Origin of the sequence: Ideonella sp. (genome assembly GCF_035254525.1) — a bacterium.
Classification (GTDB): domain Bacteria; phylum Pseudomonadota; class Gammaproteobacteria; order Burkholderiales; family Burkholderiaceae_C; genus Ideonella.
On sequence record NZ_DATFAN010000200.1, the window covers coordinates 43,149 to 62,470 of the forward strand.

Here is a 19,322-nt window from a genome sequence, read left to right on the forward strand (position 1 = left end):
GTGTAGGGACGGGGCCGACCACCCGCGGCCGTCGGGGTCTTCCGGGTTCAGTCCGTCCAGCGGCGGGGCGGCGGGCCTTCGTAGCGAACGGCGTCGCAGGGCAGGGGCAGCAGGGTGCCTTCGGGCCGCTCGCGCGCATCCAGGTAGACCGGCGGCATGCCGGCCAGGAACGACGGGAACATGAACAGGCCGAACTGCTGCGGCGTCATGCCCAGGTCGGCGCCGAAGGCCGACACCAGGCAGCCGTAGTTGAGCCGCAGGTTCTTGCCGCGCGCGACGAAGTGGCGCTCGATGTCGAAAGCCAGGCGCAGGTGGGGCCCGCCGGCCAGGCCCAGCGACTCGGCCAGCGCCATCGTCGGGGCGATGCGCTCGTCGCCGTCGAGCAGTGGGCGGCCATAGCCGGCGATGCGTCCGTGGTCGCGCATCTCCTGGCCGATGCAGTCGGCCAGCGTGGCGCCGTCGTCCAGCGCCCGGCGCGTGCGCAGGAAGAAGCCGACCGCCTGCACCTCGTTGCCGCGGCCGTAGATGTGTGCCTCCGACACCGCCAGCGCGGCCGCCAGGCCCAGGCTGCCGGTGCTGCGCGACGAACCGGCGAGTGCGGCGACCCGGTTGTTCCAGATGCGCGCATCGGGGTAGCTGGTGTGCACCCACAGCGCGTGCATCAGGCGCAGCTGGTTGTCGGTGTAGCGCCGGCCGGTGATGCCGAAGGCATACAGGTCGATCCAGTCGATGCCGGCGAGGTCGGCGTGCAGGTCGCGGCCGCGGTAGACGACGCGCCGATCGTCGCGCAGGCCGCCGACGCGCGAGCGGACACGGCCCACCTGGGCCAGGCGGGGGTCAGGCGTGTTCATCGGTGATCTCGTGAGCGAAGAAGGGAAAGCGCTTGTAGGCCAGGCGCTGCTCCAGCGCGTGCGCGGCGGCGCCGGGCAGGCGCAGCAGCAGCCACAGCATGTCGGCCTGCGCGGCATCGAGCTGCAGGTCCGCCAGGGCGGCCGCCGCCACGCCCGCCATCGCGAGCGGCCGGCCGGCCGCGGCCTCGAGCGTCTCTCGGTGCGCCTGCAGCCAGCGCAGGCGCGAGCCGGGGCTGATGGCGGCCAAGGCGGCCAGCGCCTGCACGACGATGCCGGCGCAGCGCTCGCCGTGGGCTTCGAAGCCCGGTGCGTGCTCGGCCGCGGGCCAGATTGACTCGGCTTCCGCCGCGGGCCGCGCCAGCATCGATTGCCACGCTGCCGCATCGGTGCCGCAGCGCTGCCAGGCCTGCATCGCCAGCGCCACCTCCTGGCCGCCGGCGAGGCGGCCGGCGCCGACGCCCAAGGCGGCCATCAAGCAGGCCGCTGCCGGCGAGCCGCCCACGGCGCCGCACATGGCGGCGTGGACGGCCGGGTCGCGCGGCCCGGCGTTGGCAAGGGCGACGGCCAGGGCTTCCAGCAGGCGCGCATCGGCGGGGGCCGGGCGTTCGCCGCGCCACAGCAGCAGCATCATCTCGGCCCAGCTCGCGCGGCCGACGAGCTCGCCGTACACGTCGTAGCCGTGGCAATGCGCCGCGCGCGCGGCGAAGGGGTTGGCCGCCTCGGGCGTCTCGCGCCAGATCCGGGTGTGGATGGGCTGGTCGACGGGGTCGTTCGGTGGATTCGGATTCACTTGACGGCGCCCAGGGCTTTGAGTCGCTGGATCATGGGGGGAACCTCGTTGCGGTCGATGCGCACGTCGATCAGCGTCGGCCCGCGGCGGGTGAGCAGGGCGTCGAAATCCAGCGCTTCGAGATCGGCGGGCGATTGCACGACGTGGCCGGGCACGCCCATGGCCTGCGCGAGCGCGGCGAAGTCGACCTTGGGCAGCTCGAAGCCGATCGGCTCGGCCTTGGCCAGGCGCTGGCCGTGCATGACCATGCCGTAGGCGCTGTCGTTGAGCACGACGTAGACCACGTTCAAGCCCTCGGCCGCGGCCACGCCGATCTCCTGCCCGCTCATCAGGTAGCTGCCGTCGCCGGTGATGCAGACCACCGGGCAACGCGGGTTGCCTTGCGCGATGCCGACCGCCGCGCCGATGGCCCAGCCCATGGGGGCGAAATCCATCATCACGCGCAGCCAGCTCGCGGTGCCCGAGCGCTGCTCGGTGCGGCCGGCGGGCAGCGCCTGCGCAGCGCGCACGCCGCGCCGGTTGCGGGGCTGCAGGTAGTGCACCGCCCAGATCATGCTGTTGCCGGTGTCGGCCAGGAAGCGGGTGTTCGGCGGGCAGCGGCGCGACAGCTCGCGCATCAGGCGCTGCGGTTTGATCGGCGCCGTGTCGACGTCGGCCTGCTCGGGCGCGTGCAGGGCCACGTGGGGGTGGGGCGCGTCGCCGCCGGCGGCCGTCAGGCTGACGACGTTGCGCGCGTCGTTGGCCGCCAGGCCGTCGATCAGCGCGCGGCATACGGACAGGATGTGGCCGCGCACGTGCAGCCGTGCCATCGGCGAGCGCATCAGGTGCTCGTCGCTGGGGTCGACGTGGACCAGGCGGTTGTTCAGCAGGGTGTTGTTCCAGCCGGCGCTGGCCAGCTCGCTGAACGCCGTGCCGAACGCGACGACCAGGTCGGGCTGCTGGCGCAGCAACTCGTCTGCGCTGGCGTGGCCGCCGAAGCCGAACACGCCGCGGAAAGCGTGGTGGCGGGGGTTGACAAGACCCTTGCCGTCGGGCGTGGTGATGAACAGGGCGCCGCTGAGGTCGACCAGCCGCATGATGGCCTCGATCGCCTCGCCGCAGCCGTCCCCGATCAGGAACACCGGCCGCTCGGCGCGCTCGATCTCGCCGCGCAGGGCACGCAGCGCGTCCACATCGACCAGCGCGGGCTTCGAGTAGACCAGTGCGCTGCGGTCGGCATCGCGCGAGGGCGCGGCCACGGCGCCGCGCAGGATGTCGACCGGGATCGACAGATGCACCGGGCCCTGCGGCACCTGGAATGCACGCATCAGCGCGGCGATCAGCTTGGTCTCGAGTTGATCGGCGTGCGAGACCAGCGAGTTGTAGCGCGTGCAGTGGCGCATCATGCCCACCGCGTTGACGCCGGTGCAGCTCGATTCCTGCAAGGCGCCGCGGCCGAAGTTGCGCAGCGGCGGCTGGCCGGTGATGACCAGCATCGGCACGTTGTTCGCGTAGGCCGTCGCGACGCCGGTGATCAGGTTGGTCGCGCCGGGCCCGGAGGTGGCGACGGCCACGCCGATCTTGCCGGTCTCGCGGGCATAACCGTCGGCCATGAAGGCGGCGCCGGCTTCGTGGCGGGCCACGACGGCGCGCGGCCCGCCGCGGCGCTCGCTGCGGGCCAGCGCGTTGTACAGTGGCTCGATCGCGCCGCCCGGCACGCCGAAGACGGCCTCGACGCCCAGGCGTTCGAGGTAGGTGACGATCAGCTCGGCGGCCTCGACCGTCGTGGCCACGTCAGGGTTGGCCGCGGGGTCGATGGCGACCGCGGCGGCGCGTTTCAGGCTTTCCATGTTCGGACTGCTCCAGCGTTCCTAGAAGAGCCTCGGCCACGGCCAAGCAGCGGCTGCGGGCGCACCCGCAGTCGCGGCCGGCGTGTTGAGCATCGCGGCGCGAAGGCATGACCACGCCGCGGGCGCATCGGGGCGCCCGGGTCGTGTGCGTGATCTCCCTGGTGCGAACTGGCGGGCCGGGCCCGTCGCGAAGGGCCCCGGCGCGTCCTTGTCGAAGCGGCCGCGGGCGGGGAACCCGGGCTCGGGACGACGCCGGCGGCTGCGTGCTGCAGGCTCCGGCGCCACCGGCTGTCGACTCAAATCGCCGCGCGCATTAATTTGTTACCAACAGAAACTATTGTGTTTCTTCTATACAAAGCGCGCAAGGGTTTCCCCGAGACCGTTCGTGACCGAATTCGCGCCGGGGCGCGCGGCCAGCAGCCTCGCCCTAAAGCCGGTAGGCCAGCGTGACGTAGATCGCCCGCCCGGGCAGCGGCAGGTCGTTCGGGATCGACACGTAAGGCACGCCGTACGGCGCCGGCTCGCGCGCATCCGCGTCGAACAGGTTGCGTGCCGACAAGGCGAGGTCCCACGCGCCGTCGCCCGTTCGGGTCCGAAGCGTCAAGTCCACCGTCGTGTAGTCGGCGATCTCCGGGCGGCTGTCGCCTGATTGCCGCTTGCGGTCGGCCACCCAGTTGACCTGGGCGTTGGCCTGCCAGCTGCGCAAAGGCTGCCAGTCGGCGCGCAGATAGGCGCGTTGCCTGGGTGCGAGGCCGGGGTCGCGGTCGGTGCGGGCGTCGGTGGAGTGCTGGATCGCGTAGTGCCCGGCGAAGCGCAGCTGGCGGTTCGGTTCCCATTCGGCCTCGAGCTCGACGCCACGGCCGGTCTGCTCCCCCTGGTTCTGGTAGACGAGCGAGCTGTCCAGCCTGATGAGGCCGGTCAGCTGATAGCGAAACAGGTTCAATCCGAGGCGCGCATTGGGCGCCGCCTGCCAGGACCATGCCGCTTCGAGCGTGCGCATCTTCTCCGGCGACAGCGACGGGTTGCCGATGGCAGTCGGGTTGTTGATGAGGTAGAGCTCGCTGAATGCAGGCGCCCGAAAGGCCGTGCCGTAGAGCAGCTTGGCGGTGATGTCGTAGGCCGCTTCCCAGACCAGCGCGACGCGCGGATGGGTCGTGGCGCCGAAATCCGAATAGCGGTCATGCCGCACGCCGGCGGTCAGTGCCCAGTCCTTGGCGATCGCCCATTCATCCTGCAGGTAGGCATGGACGACGTTGCGCTGGTGCGGGCGCATGAACGGCACGGTGTCGGTCACGTCCGTCACGTCACCCCACGAGCCCGAGCCGATGGGGCTGAAATCGGGGTTGAAGTTCTTCGCCTCGTGCAGCCGGTACATGTCCTGGTTCGTGTAGCCGGCGCCCAGGCGGACGCGATGGCCCTCGACGCCGGTGTACACGGCGGTGGCTTCCGCGCGGGCCTGGTGCTCCCACTTGGCGGGGGCGCCGATCATGCCGTCCTGGAAGAAGCCGCCGCCGAGGTTGGTGCCGGCGGGGAAGAGCGTCAGCCGCGAGCTCTCGTCGTAGCGCGATACGTAGGCGCGCAGCAGCACGTCCCAGTCGGCGGCCAGCGCGGCGTCGTGCCAGCTCAGGTCGGCATCGATGCGCTGGCCGGTGTTGCGCCCGGTCGGATCGAGCGCCTGGGCGACCCCGGCCCCCGATTCCAGGTCGAACACGCGCTTGTAGCTGGTGCGAAATCGCCAACGGTCGAGCGTCAGGTCCAGCGCCGCGTCGATCAGCTTGTAGCCGTTGTTCATCGGCGCCGGGGCGAGCGACACGGGGGGCACACCGAAGGCGCCGAAGATCGCGTCGAGGCCCGTCTGCGCGTCGGCGCTGATCGTGCGGCCCCCGCCATCGGTGCGGCTCAGGCTGAGGTAACCCGCCACCTCGACGTCACCCCAGCGGCCGCCGTGCAGCCACCAGGCGCCGGCGGTATCGAAGGAGCCGGCCCGCGCGCCGAACTCGGTGCCGTCGATCTCGGCGGCCCCCTTGGTCTGGATGCTGATCACGCCGGAGTAGGCGTCAGCGCCATAGAGCGCCGAACCCGGGCCGCGGATGACCTCGATGCGGGCCACGTTCCACAGCGGCAGGCCACCCCAGTTCAGGCCGCGGTCGCCGGCGTAGATGCGCGTCTGGGGGATGCCGTTGACCAGCATCAGCACCTGCGGGTTGGTCAAGGTGCCGCGCACACCGCGAAACGTGTAGATCGGCGCGTTCAGCACCGGCGAGCGCGACACGTGCAGGCCCGGCACGGTCTCCAGCACCTCGTCCAGATCGGCCGCGCCCATCGCGCGGATGTCCTCCGCGGTGATCACCGTCGCCACCGAAGCTGCCCGGGCCACCGGCACCTTCGAGCCGGTGGCGATGCTGACGAAGGACTTGTCGCCGAAGGCCATCGCGAGCTCTTCTTCTTCGGACAGTTCGGCTGCGCGCGGCGACAAGGCCAGCATCGCGGCCAGGCCCAGGACGGTGAATTGGTACAACTGCATGACGGACGAGATTGAAAGAGGGCCGCATCGACGGCCGGCCGAGGATAGGTCGGGCACCTGGCCAGGGCAAGCGCGCAAGCCCCCGATGTCTCGCCTGCGCCGCAAACGCGTGTTCAGGCGGGTGAGGCGCGCCATTGCAGGCGCAGGTGTTCGGTGAGCAGCTCCAGCAGCCGGGCCCGGTCGACCGGCTTGGCGAGGAACGCATCGGCTCCGGCGGCGAGGCTGCGGTGCTGGTCTTCAGGCGCCGCATTGGCCGAGACCATGATCACCGGCAGCCGCGCGGTCGCGGCCTGCCGGCGCAGCTCGGTGGTCGCTTCCAGCCCATCCATGCCCGGCATGCGCACGTCCATCAGCACCAGGTCCGGTGCAACCAGCCGCACCTGGTCCAGCGCCTGCAGGCCGTCGGCCGCCTCGTGGGCCTCGAAGCCGAGCTGGCGCAGCAGCTCGCACAGCATCTTGCGGTTGACCGGCACGTCGTCGGCCACCAGCACCCGGCGGCGCGGGCCCTCGTAGCCCGGCGTCGCGTGCCCCACCGCGCGCACCGTGCGCTCCTCGGCCGCCGGCGCGGCATCGATCTCGAACCAGAACAGGCTGCCTGAGCCGGGCTGGCTGCGCACGTGGATGTCGCCGCCCATCAGGCCGACGAGCTGGCGGCTGATCGCCAGGCCCAGGCCGGTGCCGGCCGCGCGGCGGTGCGCTTCGCCGGCCTGCTCGAACGGCTGGAACAGGCGCTCGAGCGCCTCGGGAGCGATGCCGACGCCGCTGTCGGAGACCTCGAATCGCAGGCGCGCGCAGCCCGCGGCGGTGGGGCCCTCGCCAGGCCGCAGCACCAGCGTGACGTGGCCGCCATCGGTGAACTTCACGGCGTTGCCGAGCAGGTTGATCAGCACCTGGCGCAGCCGCTTCTCGTCGGCCACCACCATCGCCGGCACGCCGTCGGCGAGCCGGACGTTGAAGGCCAGGCCTTTTTCCTCGGCCTTCAGGCGCACGATGTCGGCGACGCTGCGCAGCAGCGATTGCGGTCGCACCGGGCCGGGGAAGAGCTCGATGCGGCCGGCCTCGATGCGCGCGAGGTCGAGGATGTCGACGATCAGCGTCAGCAGGTGTTCACCGCCCGCGTGGATGTTGTCCAGCCCCACGCGCTGGCGCTCGGTCAGGCCGCCGTCCATCTTCAGGATCTGCGCATAGCCGATGACCGCATTCAGCGGCGTGCGCAGCTCGTGGCTCATGCGGGCGAGGAACTGGCTCTTGGCGGCGTTGGCCGATTCGGCCCGCTCCTTGGCCTGCAGCAACTCGGCCGTGCGCTCGCGCACGGCGGCCTCGAGCTGCTCGCGGTGGTGCTGCAACTCGTCTTCACGGCCGCGCTGGGCCGTGATCATGCGGTTGAAGGCGTGCGCCATCTGCTCGATGTCGCTCGTGCCGCTGGCCTGGGCGAGCACCTCGCGGTCGCCGCGCTCGGCGCGCACCATGACCTCGGACAGGTCGGTCAGCGGCCGCGTCAGGCGCGAGGCCAGCACGCGGATCGCCAGCACGAACAGCACCGCGATCGACAAGGACACCGCGAGGTTGGTGAAGAAGACCTGCGCCATCATGTGCCGCAGCGTGCCCTTGCCCTGCACGACGCGCACGTCGCCGAGCAGCTCGTCACGGCCCTCGCCGACCTCGAAAGGCGAGGCTGCACGCCGTGCGACGACCGGCGCGATGAAATGCCAGGCCTCGCTCGTCTCGGCCGCCAGCCGGGCGGCATCGGCGCTGGGGGCGGGCAGGGTGAGGGCGCCGTTCACGCGGGCCTGGCCACGCGTCAGCAACACCTGGCCGTCTAGGCTGCGTATCTCGACGCCGATCACGTCCGGAAAGTCCAGCGTCGCGCGCAAGGCGTCGGTCGCGTTGTCGCCCGTGCCGGACATCAGCGCCAGCGCGCTCTGGCCGGCCAGGCTCTGTGCCACGCGCTGGCCCTGCTCGACCAGCGTGGCGCGGATCTGCCGGCTGGCTTGCCAGGAGCTGACCAGCGACGACAGCAAGGCCAGCAGCAGGACGCCGGCCGAGGCCAGCGTGCTGAGCTGGCGCCGGAAACTGGACTGCGGCCGCCTCCGAAGGGACAGTCCGGTCAACAGCGGCAGGCGGGTGAGGCGCATCATGATTCGGGGTACAGCTTGTCGATGCGTTGCACGCGGGGGTCGAGGGTGATGCCGAGGTGGGCGGCCGTGCGCTGGTTGGCGGCGACGAGCACCTCGCGCAGCGGCAGCAGGCCGCGCGCCGGGCGCCGCGGGGTGGCCAGCGCCTCCAGGGCCGATTGCGCCAGGCTGCGGCCCAGGGCCGGGTTGTCGGGGTAGAGCGCGAACAGTGCGCCGCGCTTGACGTGCACCGCATTGCTCGACACCAGCGCGAAGCCGCGCTGCCATGACTCCTGCAGGACCATCGGCAGCAAGGTCGCCTCTTCGACGGTGGTCGCGTCCTGCGGCAGCCAGAGCGCGTCGCGCCGGGGCTCGACCGCGGCCAACGCATCCTGGTAGGCGCGCGTGGCACGCTTCAGGTCGCTGGCCTCGTGGGCGACGAGCTCGAGCCCCTGGCCGCGAGCCGCCTCCTGGGCCAGCCGGAGCAGCCAGGCATTCTGCTGCGGGTCGATCACCGTGAACACCCGCCGCGTGGCGGGCAGCAGCCGGCGCAGCTGGGCGAAGACCAGCGCCGGGTCGGGCGCCAGGCTGTGCACGGTGTAGTCATGGGCCTGCGCTTCCGGCACACCCAGCACGCAGCCGGCCACGACCGAGACCGCGCTGTCGAGCAGGCGCGCGGCCTTCAGCCCGCTGCGCCCGAGCGCGATGACGACGCGGACCTCGCGCCGGCGCAACTCGTCGGCCAGCGCGGGCACCGCGGCATCGCTGGCCACTGCAAAGCCCGGCACCGCCTGGCGGACGTGCTCGCGGATGCCTTCGAGGATGGTTGCGAACACCTCGCGGAACGGCGCGCCGATGTCGGGGTAGACGACCGCCAGCGGCAGCGTCGCCTCGGCCGCGTGCAGCCACCCCGGCCCCCATGCCGCGGCCCCCACGCCGGTGGCGAGCAGGCGCAAGGCCTGCCGCCGGGGACGGGTGAAGCGGTGGGGGGCGGCGGGCACGAAGGGGGGCGCGGCGGGCAGGCGACTCGCGAATCTAGCATCGCCGCTGTGGTGCATGCGCGCGGCGCGCAGTGCGCGGTCGGGGCGGGGGTGTCATCTGCACGACAGGCCGTGCCGGCCGCCTGGCCCAGGATGGCGGCCATGGGCGCCGTGCTGCCGCCGACCCTGATTCGAACCTCGTCCGGCCGGTTCTAAGATGGTGCCCGCCCCACCCACTGCAGGAGACACCCCATGACCGCACTTGCCGGCCAGATGATGCACATGCCGCTGTTGATCTCGTCGCTGGTCCGCCATGCGGCGCGGCATGCGGGCGACACCGAGATCGTGTCGAAGCGCGTCGAAGGCGACATCCACCGCACGACCTGGGCCCAGGTCGAGCGGCGTTCGCGCCAGGTGGCGCAGGCGCTCGCCCGCCTGGGCTGCGAGGCGGGGGATCGCGTCGCCACGCTGGCCTGGAACGGCTACCGCCACCTCGAGCTGTACTACGGCGCCTCGGGCTCGGGCCTGGTGCTGCACACGATCAACCCGCGCCTGTTCCCCGAGCAGATCGCGTGGATCGCCAACGACGCGGCCGACAAGGTGCTGTGTTTCGAATTGAGCTTCCTGCCGCTGGTCGAGAAGCTGGCCGGCGAGTTGAGCTCGGTCAAGCACCTGGTGCTGATGACCGACCGGGCCCACATGCCGGCCGCCACACCACTGCAGAACCTGCTGTGCTACGAGGATTGGGTCGAGGCCGAGAACGGCGACTACACCTGGCCCGAGCTGGCCGAGGACAGTGCCTCGAGCATCTGCTACACCTCGGGCACCACTGGCCACCCGAAGGGCGCGGTCTACAGCCACCGCTCGACCGTGCTGCACGCCTACGGCTCGGCGCTGCCCGATGCGATGGACTGCTCGGCGCGCGACGTGATCCTGCCGGTGGTGCCGATGTTCCACGTCAATGCCTGGGGCCTGCCGTATTCCGGCGCGCTGGTCGGCGCGAAGCTGGTCTTTCCGGGGCCCCACCTCGACGGCAAGTCGCTCTACGAGCTGTTCGAGGCCGAGAAGGTCAGCTTCTCGGCCGGCGTGCCGACGGTGTGGCTGGGTCTGCTGACCTACATGAAGGCCAACGGGCTGAAGTTCTCCAGCTTCAAGCGCACGGTGATCGGCGGCTCGGCCTGCCCGCCGGCGATGATGAAGACGCTGCAGGAGGATTTCGGCGTCGAGGTGATCCACGCCTGGGGCATGACCGAGCTGAGCCCGCTGGGCACGCTGTCCAAGCTCAAGTCCAAGCACGACACGCTGCCGCACGAGGCGCAGCAACGCCTGCTGGAAAAGCAGGGCCGGGTGATCTACGGCATCGACATGGCCATCGTCGACGACGACGGCCGCTCGCTGCCCTGGGACGGACAGGCCTCGGGCAATCTCGTGGTGCGCGGGCCCTGGGTCATCCGCAGCTATTTCCAGCGGCCCGAATCGCCGCTGGTCAGCGTGGACGGCGAACCCGGCTGGTTCCCCACCGGCGACGTGGCGACGATCGATGCCGACGGCTTCATGCAGATCACCGACCGCAGCAAGGACGTGATCAAGTCTGGCGGCGAGTGGATCAGCTCGATCGACCTGGAGAACATCGCGATGTCGCACCCGGCCGTGCACGAGGCGGCGGCGATCGCCTGCCGGCACCCGAAGTGGGACGAGCGGCCGCTGCTGGTCGTCGTGGCCAAGCCGGGCGCCAGCGTCACGAAGGAGGAGTTGCTGGCCCATTTCGAGGGCAGGATCGCCAAGTGGCAGATCCCCGACGACGTGGCCTTCGTCAGCGAAATCCCGCACACGGCGACCGGCAAGGTGCAGAAGCTCAAGCTGCGCGAGCAGTTCAAGGACCACAAGCTGAGCACATGAGGCCCCCACGCCCCCTTCCGGGGGCTGCCCCCCGAGGGGGCCCTTGCAGCGGACCGGCGGAGCCGGATCCGCGCAAGCGGCTTGATTCCGGCGGCTCCTTCGGAGCGCCTCTTCGCTGTCTCGGCGGTGACAGTGCGCTTCGGGGAACTCCTGAACCCTTCGGCCGGCATTCACGCTACCGTCCGACACTGCCAGACACCACTTGAGGAGACACCCCATGACAACACGTCGTACTTGGTCACTGACGGTGGGCGCCGCCCTGCTGCTGCACGCCGGGCTGGCCTGCGCCCAGGCCGGCCAGACGGTGAAGATCGCCTTCATCGACCCGCAGTCGGGCCCCTTTGCCAACATCGGGCAGAACATCCTGCGCACCTTCCAGCTCGCCGCCGAGCGCGAGAGCGCCGCGGGGGGCGTCAAGTACGAGGTGGTGGCCTTCGACAACAAGGCGTCGCCGCAGGAGAGCCTGAACGTCCTGAAGGCCGCGATCGACCAGGGTTTCCGCTACGTGGCGCAGGGCAACGGCTCCGGCGCGGCCGGCGCGATCCTCGACGCGGTCAACAAGCACAACGAGCGCAACCCCGGCAAGGAGGTGGTGTTCTTCAACTACGCCGCGGTCGACCCCGACCTGACCAACAGCAAGTGCAGCTTCTGGCACTTCCGCTTCGATGCCGACACCTCGATGAAGATGGAGGCGATGGTCACCGCGATGTCGGAGGACCCGTCGGTCAAGAAGGTCTACATCATCGGCCAGAACTACGCGCACGGGCAGCAGGTGGCGCACTACGCGAAGGAGATCCTCGCGCGCAAGCTGCCGGCGGCGCAGGTGGTCGGCGACGAACTGCACCCGATCGGCCAGGTGAAGGATTTCGCGCCCTACATCGCCAAGATCAAGCAAAGCGGTGCCGACACCGTGATCACCGGCAACTGGGGCAACGACCTGGCGCTGCTGATCAAGGCCGCCAAGGACGCCGGCCTCGATGCCAAGTGGTACACCTACTACGCCGGCGCCCAGGGCACGCCCACCGCGATCGGCAACGCGCTGACCGGCAAGATCACCACGGTCTACGGCTCGTACAGCAACCTGCCGGGCGAATACGCGCAGTTCCGCGACGCCTTCAAGGACAAGTACAAGCAGGACTTCTCCACCTCGACGGTGCTGCACCTGTTCCACACGCTGTCGGCAGCGATCGCCAAGGCCAAGTCGACCGACCCGGTCAAGGTGGCACATGCGATGGAAGGCCTGACCGTGCGCAGCTACGCGGGTGACGTGGTGATGCGCGCCTCCGACCACCAGCTGCAGCAGCCGCTGTTCTTCGCCACCTGGCAGAAGGTCGACGCCAAGCAGAACTACAACGTGGAAGACACCGGCAACACCTTCGCGCTGACGAAGATGTACCCGTCGTACGTGTCCAGCACACCCACGTCGTGCCAGATGAAGCGGCCCTGATCGTCGCCGAACGCCAACCCCGAGGCCCGCTCGCCGTGCACGGCCGGGCCCTTTTTTTCGCCACGTCGACCTGAACCGTCACGATGACCCTCGAGGCCTTCGTCATCTCGCTGCTGAACGGCGTCAGCTATGGGCTGCTGCTGTTCATGCTCAGCTCCGGCCTGACGCTGATCTTCAGCATGATGGGCGTGCTGAACTTCGCCCATGCGAGCTTCTACATGCTCGGGGCCTACCTCGGCTACACGATCTCGGGCTGGGTCGGCTTCTGGCCGGCCCTGGTGCTGGCACCGTTGGCCGTCGGCGCGCTGGGGGCGGTGTTCGAGCGCTTCGCGCTGCGGCGCGTGCACAAGTTCGGCCACGTGCCGGAGTTGCTGATCACCTTCGGCCTGTCCTTCGTGATCCTCGAGCTGGTGCAGCTGACCTGGGGCCGCGCGGCCGTGCCGTATGCGCTGCCGCCGCTGCTCGACGGCCCGCTGTTCACGCTGTTCCAGACCCAGTTCCCACGCTCGCGCGCCTTCATCATGCTGCTCGCGCTGCTGATGCTGCTGGCGCTGTGGCTGCTGCTGACGCGCACGCGGGTCGGTCTGGTGATCCAGGCGGCGCTGACGCACCCCGACATGGTGGAGGCGCTGGGCCACAACGTGCCGCGCGTCCTGATGCTGGTCTTCGGCGGTGGCGCGGCGCTGGCCGGCCTGGCCGGGGTGATCGGCGGCAACACCTATGTCACCGAGCCCGGCATGGCGGCCGCGGTCGGCGCCATCGTCTTCGTCGTGGTGGTGGTCGGCGGCATGGGCTCGCTGGCCGGCGCCTTCCTCGCTTCGCTGCTGATCGGCGTGCTGCAGAGTTTTGCGGTCGCGCTGGACTATTCGGCGCTCGACCTGCTGGCTTTCCTTGGCCGCCAGGCCGGGCCGGACACCGCCGGCTATGCGCTGCTGAAGCTGAAGATCTCGCAAGTGGCGCCGATCCTGCCCTTCCTGCTGCTGGTGCTGATGTTGGTGTTCCGGCCGCGCGGGCTGCTCGGCACCCGGGAGGGCTGATCCATGAGTGCCGTCATGCCTTCCAACCGCACCGCCAGCTATCACTGGAAGCCATACAACGTCGGCCGCTGGGTGATCTGGGGCGGCTTCGCACTGGTCCTGATCGTCGCGCCGCGCCTGTTCAGCAGCGGCCTGTCGCTCACCCTGCTGTCGCAGATGGGCTACATGATCATCATCTGCCTGAGCTACAACCTGCTGCTCGGCCAGGGCGGCATGCTGAGCTTCGGCCACGCGGTCTACACCGGGCTGGGTGCCTTCTTCGCGGTGCATGCGATGAACCTGGCGGCCAAGGGCTCGCTGCCGATCCCGCTGCCCTTCATCCCGCTCGTCGGCGGGCTGGCCGGGCTGGGCGTGGCGGCGATCCTCGGCTACCCGTCGACCAAGAAGGCCGGCACGCCATTCGCGATGATCACGCTGGGCGTCGGCGAGCTGGTGGCGGCGATGTCGCTGATGTTCCCCGAGTTCTTCGGCGGCGAGGGCGGCGTCAGCACCAACCGGGTCTACGACGCGAGGCTGTTCGGCTGGGGCTTCGGCCCGGCGCTGCAGGTGTACTACCTGATCGCGTTCTACTGCTTCGTCTGCACCGCGGCGATGTACGCCTTCACCCGCACGCCGCTGGGCCGCATGCTCAACGCGGTGCGCGACAACCCCGAGCGCGTCGAGTTCGTCGGCTACGACACGCAGCGCATCCGGTACCTGGCCTTCATGATCTCGGGCTTCTTCGCTGGCATCGGCGGCGCGTTCGTCGCGATCAACTTCGAGATCGTCACCTCCGAAACGGTCAGCGCCATCCGCTCGGGCGGCTACCTGCTGTTCACCTTCCTCGGCGGTGCGACCTTCTTCTTCGGCCCGATCGTCGGGGCGGTGCTGCTGGTGCTGTCGTCGGTGCTGCTGTCCGAGATCACGCCGGCCTGGCAGATCTACCTCGGCTTCATCTTCCTGTTCATGGTGATGTACGCCCCCGGCGGCGTGGCCAGCCTGATCATGATGAACCTGCGCGTGGCCGCGTTCGGCAAGCTGGGGCGGCTGTGGACGGCGTACCTGGCGCTCGGCGGCACCGGGGCTGTGCTGCTGGCCGCGCTGGCCTGCGTGGTGGAGATCATCTACCACCTGCAGCTCGATTCGTCGGGCGAGAGCGGCGTGCGCTTCTTCGGCACCGTGCTCGACGTGACCCGCGCCGACACCTGGGTCGGCGTCGGGCTGGTCGCGCTCACCGCGTTCGGGCTGTTCGAGCTCTCGCGCCGGCGCTACCTGCACGAGTGGGGCGAGGCGCAGGCCGAGATCGAGAAGGAGATCAAGCGCCGGGAGGCTTTGCTGTGAACGCGGCCGTGTCGAGCGCGGCGCCGGCGGTCGAGCTGCGCGGCGTCAAGAAGTTCTTCGGCAAGACCGAGATCATCCGAGGCGTCGACCTGGCGGTGAACGCCGGCGAGCGCGTGGCCATCATCGGGCCCAATGGCGCCGGCAAGTCCACGCTGTTCAACCTGATCAGCGGCCGCTTCGGGCCGACCCAGGGCGAGATCCTGCTGCACGGCAAGCCGATCGGTGGCCTGACGCCGTACCAGATCAACCGCTCGGGCCTGTCGCGCAGCTTCCAGGTCAGCAACCTGTTCGGCCGGCTGTCGGTGTTCGAGAACATCCGCTGCGCGCTGCTGTGGGCGATGGGCCATCGCTACGAGTTCTGGAAGTTCCTGTCCGGCCTGCGCGAGGTCAACGAGCGCACCGAGCAGGTGCTCGAGCAGATCCACCTGCAGCGCAAGCGCGACCACCTGGCGATGAACCTGACCTACGCCGAGCAGCGCGCGCTGGAGGTGGGGCTCACGATCGCCGGCGGCTCCAGCGTGGTCCTGCTGGATGAACCGACGGCCGGCATGAGCCGCAGCGAGACCTCGCGCTTCGTGCAACTGATCCGCGAGGTGACGGTGGGCAAGACGCTGCTGACGGTGGAACACGACATGGGCGTGGTCTTCGGCCTGGCCGATCGCATCGCGGTGCTGGTCTACGGCGAGCTGCTGGCCTTCGACACGCCGGAGGCGGTGCGCGCCAACCCGCGCGTGCAGGAGGCCTACCTCGGCTCGGTTCTCGCCGAGACGCACGCCGCAGGAGCGCACTGAAATGGCCGCGTCATTGCTGGAGCTGAAAGACCTGCACGCCTACTACGGCAAGAGCCACGTACTGCACGGCGTGCACCTGACCGTGGGCGAGGGCGAGATCGTCAGCCTGCTGGGCCGCAACGGCTCGGGCCGCTCGACGACGGTCAAGGCCATCATGGGCCTGGTCGACGCGACCGGCTCGGTGCGCTGGCGCGGGCAGGAACTGGTCGGCACCGAAGCCTTCGAGATCGCCCACCGCGGCATCGGCTACGTGCCCGAGAACCGCGACATCTTCCCCAAGCTGACGGTGCACCAGAACCTGTTGCTGGGCGAGAAGCGCGGCAAGAAGAAGCCCCGCTGGAGCTTCGACGACATGTACACGATGTTCCCGCGCCTGAAGGAGCGCCAGCACACCGAGGCCGGCGTGCTGTCGGGCGGCGAGCAGCAGATGCTCACGCTGTGCCGCACGCTGATGGGCGACCCCGACCTGATCATGATCGACGAGCCGACCGAGGGCCTGGCGCCCAAGATCGTCGAGCTGGTGGCCGAGTACCTGCGCGAGCTGCAGCGCCGCGGCGTCTCGGTGCTGCTGGTCGAGCAGAAGCTGACGATCGCGCTCGAAGTCTCCGAGCGCTGCCTGGTCATGGGCCACGGCCAGATCGTGTTCGAGGGCACGCCGGCTGCGCTGAAGGCCGATGCCTACATTCGCAAGGAGTGGCTGGAAGTCTGAGGTCGCCCGAATCCGGTGTCCGAAAACGGCGCGACGCTGCCCGTGTGCGTCCGAAGAATGCGGCCATCGCATTCACGAAGTAGGACATCACGATGGCACTGCGCATCCTCGGCCTGGACCCCAAGCCCTTCCTGCCCCTGTACGGCCTGTCTGATGGCGAGCTGGCGGCGCACGGCGTGATCCGCCAACGCGTCGACGAGCCGCACGGCGCGCCCGATCGCATCGAGCTGCGCGACGCCGAGCCCGGTGAGACGGTGCTGCTGCTCAACCACGAATACCTGAGTGCCGATTCGCCTTACCGCGGCCGCCACGCCATCTATGTGCGTGAGGGTGCGGTCGAGCGTTTCGATGCCGTCGGCGTGGTGCCCGATGCGCTGCGGCGCCGGCTGCTGTCGCTGCGCGCGTTCGACGCGGCCGGGATGATGGTCGACGCGGACGTCGTCGACGGCGCGGCGTTGGAGCCGCTGGCCGAGCGCCTGCTGGCGGATTCGCGCACGGCCTTCGTCCATGCGCACCACGCCCGCCGCGGCTGCTACGCGGCGCGCATCGAGCGCGCGGGCACTGCCGGCCGTCACTGCGACGCAGACAACAGATGGTGGCGGTGATCGGCTCGCCAGCCGCGGGTGCTGCGCGCGTCTCATCGATCAGCCGAGCCTTGGCGCGCATGCCGGCTCAACCAAGCAGGGGATATGTCAGCCGGCGTCTGGCCGGCACACTCGCGGCATCATGGCCCGGCCGGCGCAAGGCAGCCCGATCGATCGATGAACAAGCCTGCTGTCGACACCACCTCGGAGACCGCCGCCCGCATCGCGCGCCTGCTGGGCCGCGCGGCGGCCGCGGGCGCGGTAGTGACGCTGTGCTACGCGCTGCAGGCCTTGCCGGCGCCGTCGCGCGCTTTCGCGGTGCTGGCGATCGCGCTGGCGGTGGCCGGCGCGGCCGCGGTGGTCGGCGCCCTGCTGGGCTTTGTCTTCGGCGTGCCGCGCGCCTTGCAGGGCAGCGGCGACGCGGGCAAATCGGGTTCGTCAACAGAGCAGGGCAGCAGCGCGCGGGCCGGCTCTGCCAAGCGCCAGGCCCGCGAAGCCGCCTACGGTGCCAACACCAGCCTGGAGCAGATCTCCGACTGGTTGACCAAGATCCTGGTCGGCGTGGGCCTGACCCAGCTCACCCAGGTGCCGGCGGCTGTGGAGAGCTATTCGACCTACTTGGGCCGGGCCCTGGGCGGCCTGCCCGGCGCCGAGGTGTTCATCGGTGCGCTGTCGCTGTATTTCGTCGTCTGCGGGTTCCTCGCCAGCTACCTGTGGACGCGCCTGACCCTGGGCCGAGCTTTCAGCGAGGCCGATGTATTGACCCGGGCCGAATTCGAGCAGGCCCAGGAGACCAACGCCCGCGCCCTGGCCTTGGCCCAGCGCCAGCTGGAAAAGGGCGGGCAAGAGCCGCCCGAGGCCGAGCTGGCGCAGGCCCTTGGCGAGGCCGACGACCTGTACCGTGCCCACATCTACGAGCTGGCCAAGGCCGCACGCATCGAGGGCCACAAAAAGAAGGACGCGCGGCTGGTCCAGCGCACCGTGCCGGTCTTTCGAGCCCTGATCCAGCACCGCCCGGACACCTACCACCAGAACCACGGCCAGCTCGGGCTGGCGCTGATCGAGCTGGACCCGCCCGATCTGGCGGGCTGCGAGGCCAGCTTGAATCGCGCCATTGCCTTGCGCGGGCCCTGGGAGAAGTCAGGCTTCCTGTCCTACGAGCTGGTGCGGGCTTTGTGCCGCATCCGCCGCAGCCGCGGCGAGGCGGCCGAGGCGCACAAGGCCGATCCCGAGTCGCAGGCGCAGATCATTCGCGATCTGCAAGCCGTGGTCCACTGGCCCTTCGATCAGCTCGAGCCCGAGACGCAGGATGAGATCCGCACCTGGCTGAAGCGGCACCACGGCAAGGTGGAGGGCATCGCCTGAAGCGTCGCGCGGCGGCTACGCCCGCTCAAGACAAGCCGGTGACCGGAACGGCCGCGCCGTGGATGGCGCGCGCCGCAGGTGACGAGAGGAACTCGATCACCTGGGCCAGGTCGTCCGGCTGCACCCACCGGGCCGGGTCCGCGCCCGGCATGGCCTGGCGGTTCTCGGGGGTGTCGAGCGTGCCCGGCAGCACGCAGTTGACGTTGATGCCGTGCCCCTTCAGCTCGCCCGCCATCGCCTCGGTGAGCCGCATGACCACCGACTTGGACGCCGTGTAGGCCCCCATCAGCGCGGCGCCCCGCTGCGCGCTCAACGAGGCCACGTTGACGATCTTGCCGCTGCCGCGCGCCAGCATGTGCGGCACGACGGCGCGCGCCATGTTCAGCACCGTGCGGGCATTCAGGCCGAACAGGAAATCCCAGTTGCCGTCGGACGTCTCATGGACGGCTTCGCCCATGCGGAACCCGCCGGCGATGTTGCACAGCACGTCGATGCGGCCGAAGCGGGCCAGCGCCTGGGCGACCGCGGCGTTGGCGTCCTCCTGCTTCATCAGGTTCGCGCTCACCGGCAGCACGGCGTCGCCATCGTCGCTGAAGTCGTCGGCCAGCGTGCCGGCATGCTGGCTCACCAGGGCCAGCCGGTCGCCTGCGGCCCTGAAGCGCCGGGCCACCGCGCGGCCGAGGTTGCCCGTGGCGCCGGTGACCAGCACCACGCGTTGTTGCTCGTTCATGGCTTCACTCGCTCGGCACGAAGATCCACATCAGCACATACACCAGCAGGCCGCTGCCGGCGCAGAGCACCAGCACGGCGAAGAGCAGCCGCCAGGCCCAGGACTGGATGCCCGTGGCCTCGGCCAGGCCGCCACAGACGCCGGCGATCCAGCGGTCGCTCCGGCTGCGGCGCAGCGCGTTGATCGCCGAGGCGAACGAGTCGGCCGCGGGCGCGGCGGGGTCGCCGAGCAGCCGGGCCTTGGCGCGTGCGAACTCGTCGTCGCTCAAGGCGCCGCGCTGGTGCAGCTCGGCCAGTCGGTTCAGCTCGTCGCTCATCGCCATGGGGAACTCTTTCGAAGAGGTGGGTGAGCA

At 70.2% G+C, this 19,322-nt stretch carries 16 protein-coding genes; 8 read left to right on the forward strand and 8 right to left on the reverse strand.

Features of this window, described 5'->3' with window-relative positions; genetic code table 11:
- Positions 1 to 47 precede the first annotated feature (47 nt).
- From VJ693_RS22305 to VJ693_RS22330, 6 genes are all read right to left on the reverse strand, one after another.
- A complete protein-coding gene (locus tag VJ693_RS22305) occupies positions 48 to 851 on the reverse strand; it encodes a hypothetical protein (protein WP_324157867.1) in 804 nt (267 codons plus the stop codon).
- Positions 838 to 1,641: a citryl-CoA lyase gene (locus tag VJ693_RS22310; protein ID WP_324157869.1), complete on the reverse strand. Its 804-nt coding sequence runs from the start codon at positions 1,639 to 1,641 to the stop codon at positions 838 to 840. The genes VJ693_RS22305 and VJ693_RS22310 overlap by 14 nt, the downstream gene beginning before the upstream one ends.
- Positions 1,638 to 3,470: a thiamine pyrophosphate-binding protein gene (locus tag VJ693_RS22315; RefSeq protein ID WP_324157871.1), complete on the reverse strand. Its 1,833-nt coding sequence runs from the start codon at positions 3,468 to 3,470 to the stop codon at positions 1,638 to 1,640. Before VJ693_RS22315 ends, VJ693_RS22310 begins: the two co-directional genes overlap by 4 nt.
- Positions 3,471 to 3,897: 427 nt before the next feature.
- Positions 3,898 to 5,994: a TonB-dependent receptor gene (locus VJ693_RS22320; RefSeq protein WP_324157873.1), complete on the reverse strand. Its 2,097-nt coding sequence runs from the start codon at positions 5,992 to 5,994 to the stop codon at positions 3,898 to 3,900.
- 113 nt (positions 5,995 to 6,107) lie between these two features.
- Positions 6,108 to 8,129, reverse strand: a complete 2,022-nt coding sequence (locus tag VJ693_RS22325) for an ATP-binding protein (RefSeq protein WP_324157875.1) — start codon at positions 8,127 to 8,129, stop codon at positions 6,108 to 6,110.
- Positions 8,129 to 9,109 carry a hypothetical protein gene (locus tag VJ693_RS22330; RefSeq protein ID WP_324157877.1) on the reverse strand — a complete coding sequence of 327 codons (981 nt, stop codon included), beginning with the start codon at positions 9,107 to 9,109 and terminating at the stop codon, positions 8,129 to 8,131. The genes VJ693_RS22325 and VJ693_RS22330 overlap by 1 nt, the downstream gene beginning before the upstream one ends.
- 231 nt (positions 9,110 to 9,340) lie before the next feature.
- Between VJ693_RS22330 and VJ693_RS22335 the strand changes: the two genes are divergently transcribed.
- The 8 genes from VJ693_RS22335 to VJ693_RS22370 all read left to right on the forward strand — a co-directional run bounded on the left by VJ693_RS22335 (position 9,341) and on the right by VJ693_RS22370 (position 18,240).
- Positions 9,341 to 10,987 (forward strand): 3-(methylthio)propionyl-CoA ligase, encoded by a 1,647-nt coding sequence (locus VJ693_RS22335; protein ID WP_324157878.1) that lies wholly within the window; start codon positions 9,341 to 9,343, stop codon positions 10,985 to 10,987.
- Between the two features lie 217 nt (positions 10,988 to 11,204).
- Positions 11,205 to 12,434, forward strand: coding sequence for a branched-chain amino acid ABC transporter substrate-binding protein (locus VJ693_RS22340; RefSeq protein ID WP_324157880.1), 1,230 nt, complete (start codon positions 11,205 to 11,207; stop codon positions 12,432 to 12,434).
- An 83-nt stretch (positions 12,435 to 12,517) separates the two neighbouring features.
- Complete coding sequence (locus VJ693_RS22345) at positions 12,518 to 13,471, forward strand: branched-chain amino acid ABC transporter permease (protein WP_324157881.1); 954 nt, start codon at positions 12,518 to 12,520, stop codon at positions 13,469 to 13,471.
- Between the two features lie 15 nt (positions 13,472 to 13,486).
- Positions 13,487 to 14,791, forward strand: coding sequence for a branched-chain amino acid ABC transporter permease (locus tag VJ693_RS22350; RefSeq protein ID WP_324157883.1), 1,305 nt, complete (start codon positions 13,487 to 13,489; stop codon positions 14,789 to 14,791).
- Positions 14,788 to 15,582 (forward strand): ABC transporter ATP-binding protein, encoded by a 795-nt coding sequence (locus tag VJ693_RS22355; protein WP_324157885.1) that lies wholly within the window; start codon positions 14,788 to 14,790, stop codon positions 15,580 to 15,582. Before VJ693_RS22350 ends, VJ693_RS22355 begins: the two co-directional genes overlap by 4 nt.
- A gap of 1 nt (position 15,583) precedes the next feature.
- Complete coding sequence (locus tag VJ693_RS22360) at positions 15,584 to 16,291, forward strand: ABC transporter ATP-binding protein (protein WP_414652347.1); 708 nt, start codon at positions 15,584 to 15,586, stop codon at positions 16,289 to 16,291.
- 92 nt (positions 16,292 to 16,383) lie between these two features.
- Positions 16,384 to 16,896 carry a DUF1203 domain-containing protein gene (locus tag VJ693_RS22365; RefSeq protein WP_324157887.1) on the forward strand — a complete coding sequence of 171 codons (513 nt, stop codon included), beginning with the start codon at positions 16,384 to 16,386 and terminating at the stop codon, positions 16,894 to 16,896.
- A 156-nt stretch (positions 16,897 to 17,052) separates the two neighbouring features.
- On the forward strand, positions 17,053 to 18,240 hold the full coding sequence (locus tag VJ693_RS22370; RefSeq protein WP_324157889.1) for a hypothetical protein: 1,188 nt from the start codon (positions 17,053 to 17,055) through the stop codon (positions 18,238 to 18,240).
- Between the two features lie 25 nt (positions 18,241 to 18,265).
- Here the strand turns inward: VJ693_RS22370 and VJ693_RS22375 are convergent, their stop codons facing one another.
- Together VJ693_RS22375 and VJ693_RS22380 are read right to left on the reverse strand one after the other, a co-directional pair.
- Positions 18,266 to 18,970 carry an SDR family NAD(P)-dependent oxidoreductase gene (locus VJ693_RS22375; protein ID WP_324157891.1) on the reverse strand — a complete coding sequence of 235 codons (705 nt, stop codon included), beginning with the start codon at positions 18,968 to 18,970 and terminating at the stop codon, positions 18,266 to 18,268.
- Positions 18,971 to 18,974: 4 nt separating this feature from the next.
- On the reverse strand, positions 18,975 to 19,292 hold the full coding sequence (locus VJ693_RS22380; protein ID WP_324157893.1) for a PspC domain-containing protein: 318 nt from the start codon (positions 19,290 to 19,292) through the stop codon (positions 18,975 to 18,977).
- Between the last annotated feature and the right edge of the window lie 30 nt (positions 19,293 to 19,322).

Bases quoted from the DNA above. Each gene is read 5' to 3' on its own strand.
- VJ693_RS22360 (WP_414652347.1), top strand. From the start codon at position 15,584: ATGGCCGCGTCATTGCTGGAGCTGAAAGACCTGCACGCCTACTACGGC.
- VJ693_RS22340 (WP_324157880.1), top strand. From the start codon at position 11,205: ATGACAACACGTCGTACTTGGTCACTGACGGTGGGCGCCGCCCTGCTG.
- VJ693_RS22325 (WP_324157875.1), bottom strand. From the start codon at position 8,129: ATGCGCCTCACCCGCCTGCCGCTGTTGACCGGACTGTCCCTTCGGAGG.
- VJ693_RS22380 (WP_324157893.1), bottom strand. From the start codon at position 19,292: ATGGCGATGAGCGACGAGCTGAACCGACTGGCCGAGCTGCACCAGCGC.
- VJ693_RS22335 (WP_324157878.1), top strand. From the start codon at position 9,341: ATGACCGCACTTGCCGGCCAGATGATGCACATGCCGCTGTTGATCTCG.
- VJ693_RS22350 (WP_324157883.1), top strand. From the start codon at position 13,487: ATGCCTTCCAACCGCACCGCCAGCTATCACTGGAAGCCATACAACGTC.
- VJ693_RS22370 (WP_324157889.1), top strand. From the start codon at position 17,053: ATGAACAAGCCTGCTGTCGACACCACCTCGGAGACCGCCGCCCGCATC.
- VJ693_RS22320 (WP_324157873.1), bottom strand. From the start codon at position 5,994: ATGCAGTTGTACCAATTCACCGTCCTGGGCCTGGCCGCGATGCTGGCC.
- VJ693_RS22375 (WP_324157891.1), bottom strand. From the start codon at position 18,970: ATGAACGAGCAACAACGCGTGGTGCTGGTCACCGGCGCCACGGGCAAC.
- VJ693_RS22345 (WP_324157881.1), top strand. From the start codon at position 12,518: ATGACCCTCGAGGCCTTCGTCATCTCGCTGCTGAACGGCGTCAGCTAT.
- VJ693_RS22305 (WP_324157867.1), bottom strand. From the start codon at position 851: ATGAACACGCCTGACCCCCGCCTGGCCCAGGTGGGCCGTGTCCGCTCG.
- VJ693_RS22315 (WP_324157871.1), bottom strand. From the start codon at position 3,470: ATGGAAAGCCTGAAACGCGCCGCCGCGGTCGCCATCGACCCCGCGGCC.
- VJ693_RS22365 (WP_324157887.1), top strand. From the start codon at position 16,384: ATGGCACTGCGCATCCTCGGCCTGGACCCCAAGCCCTTCCTGCCCCTG.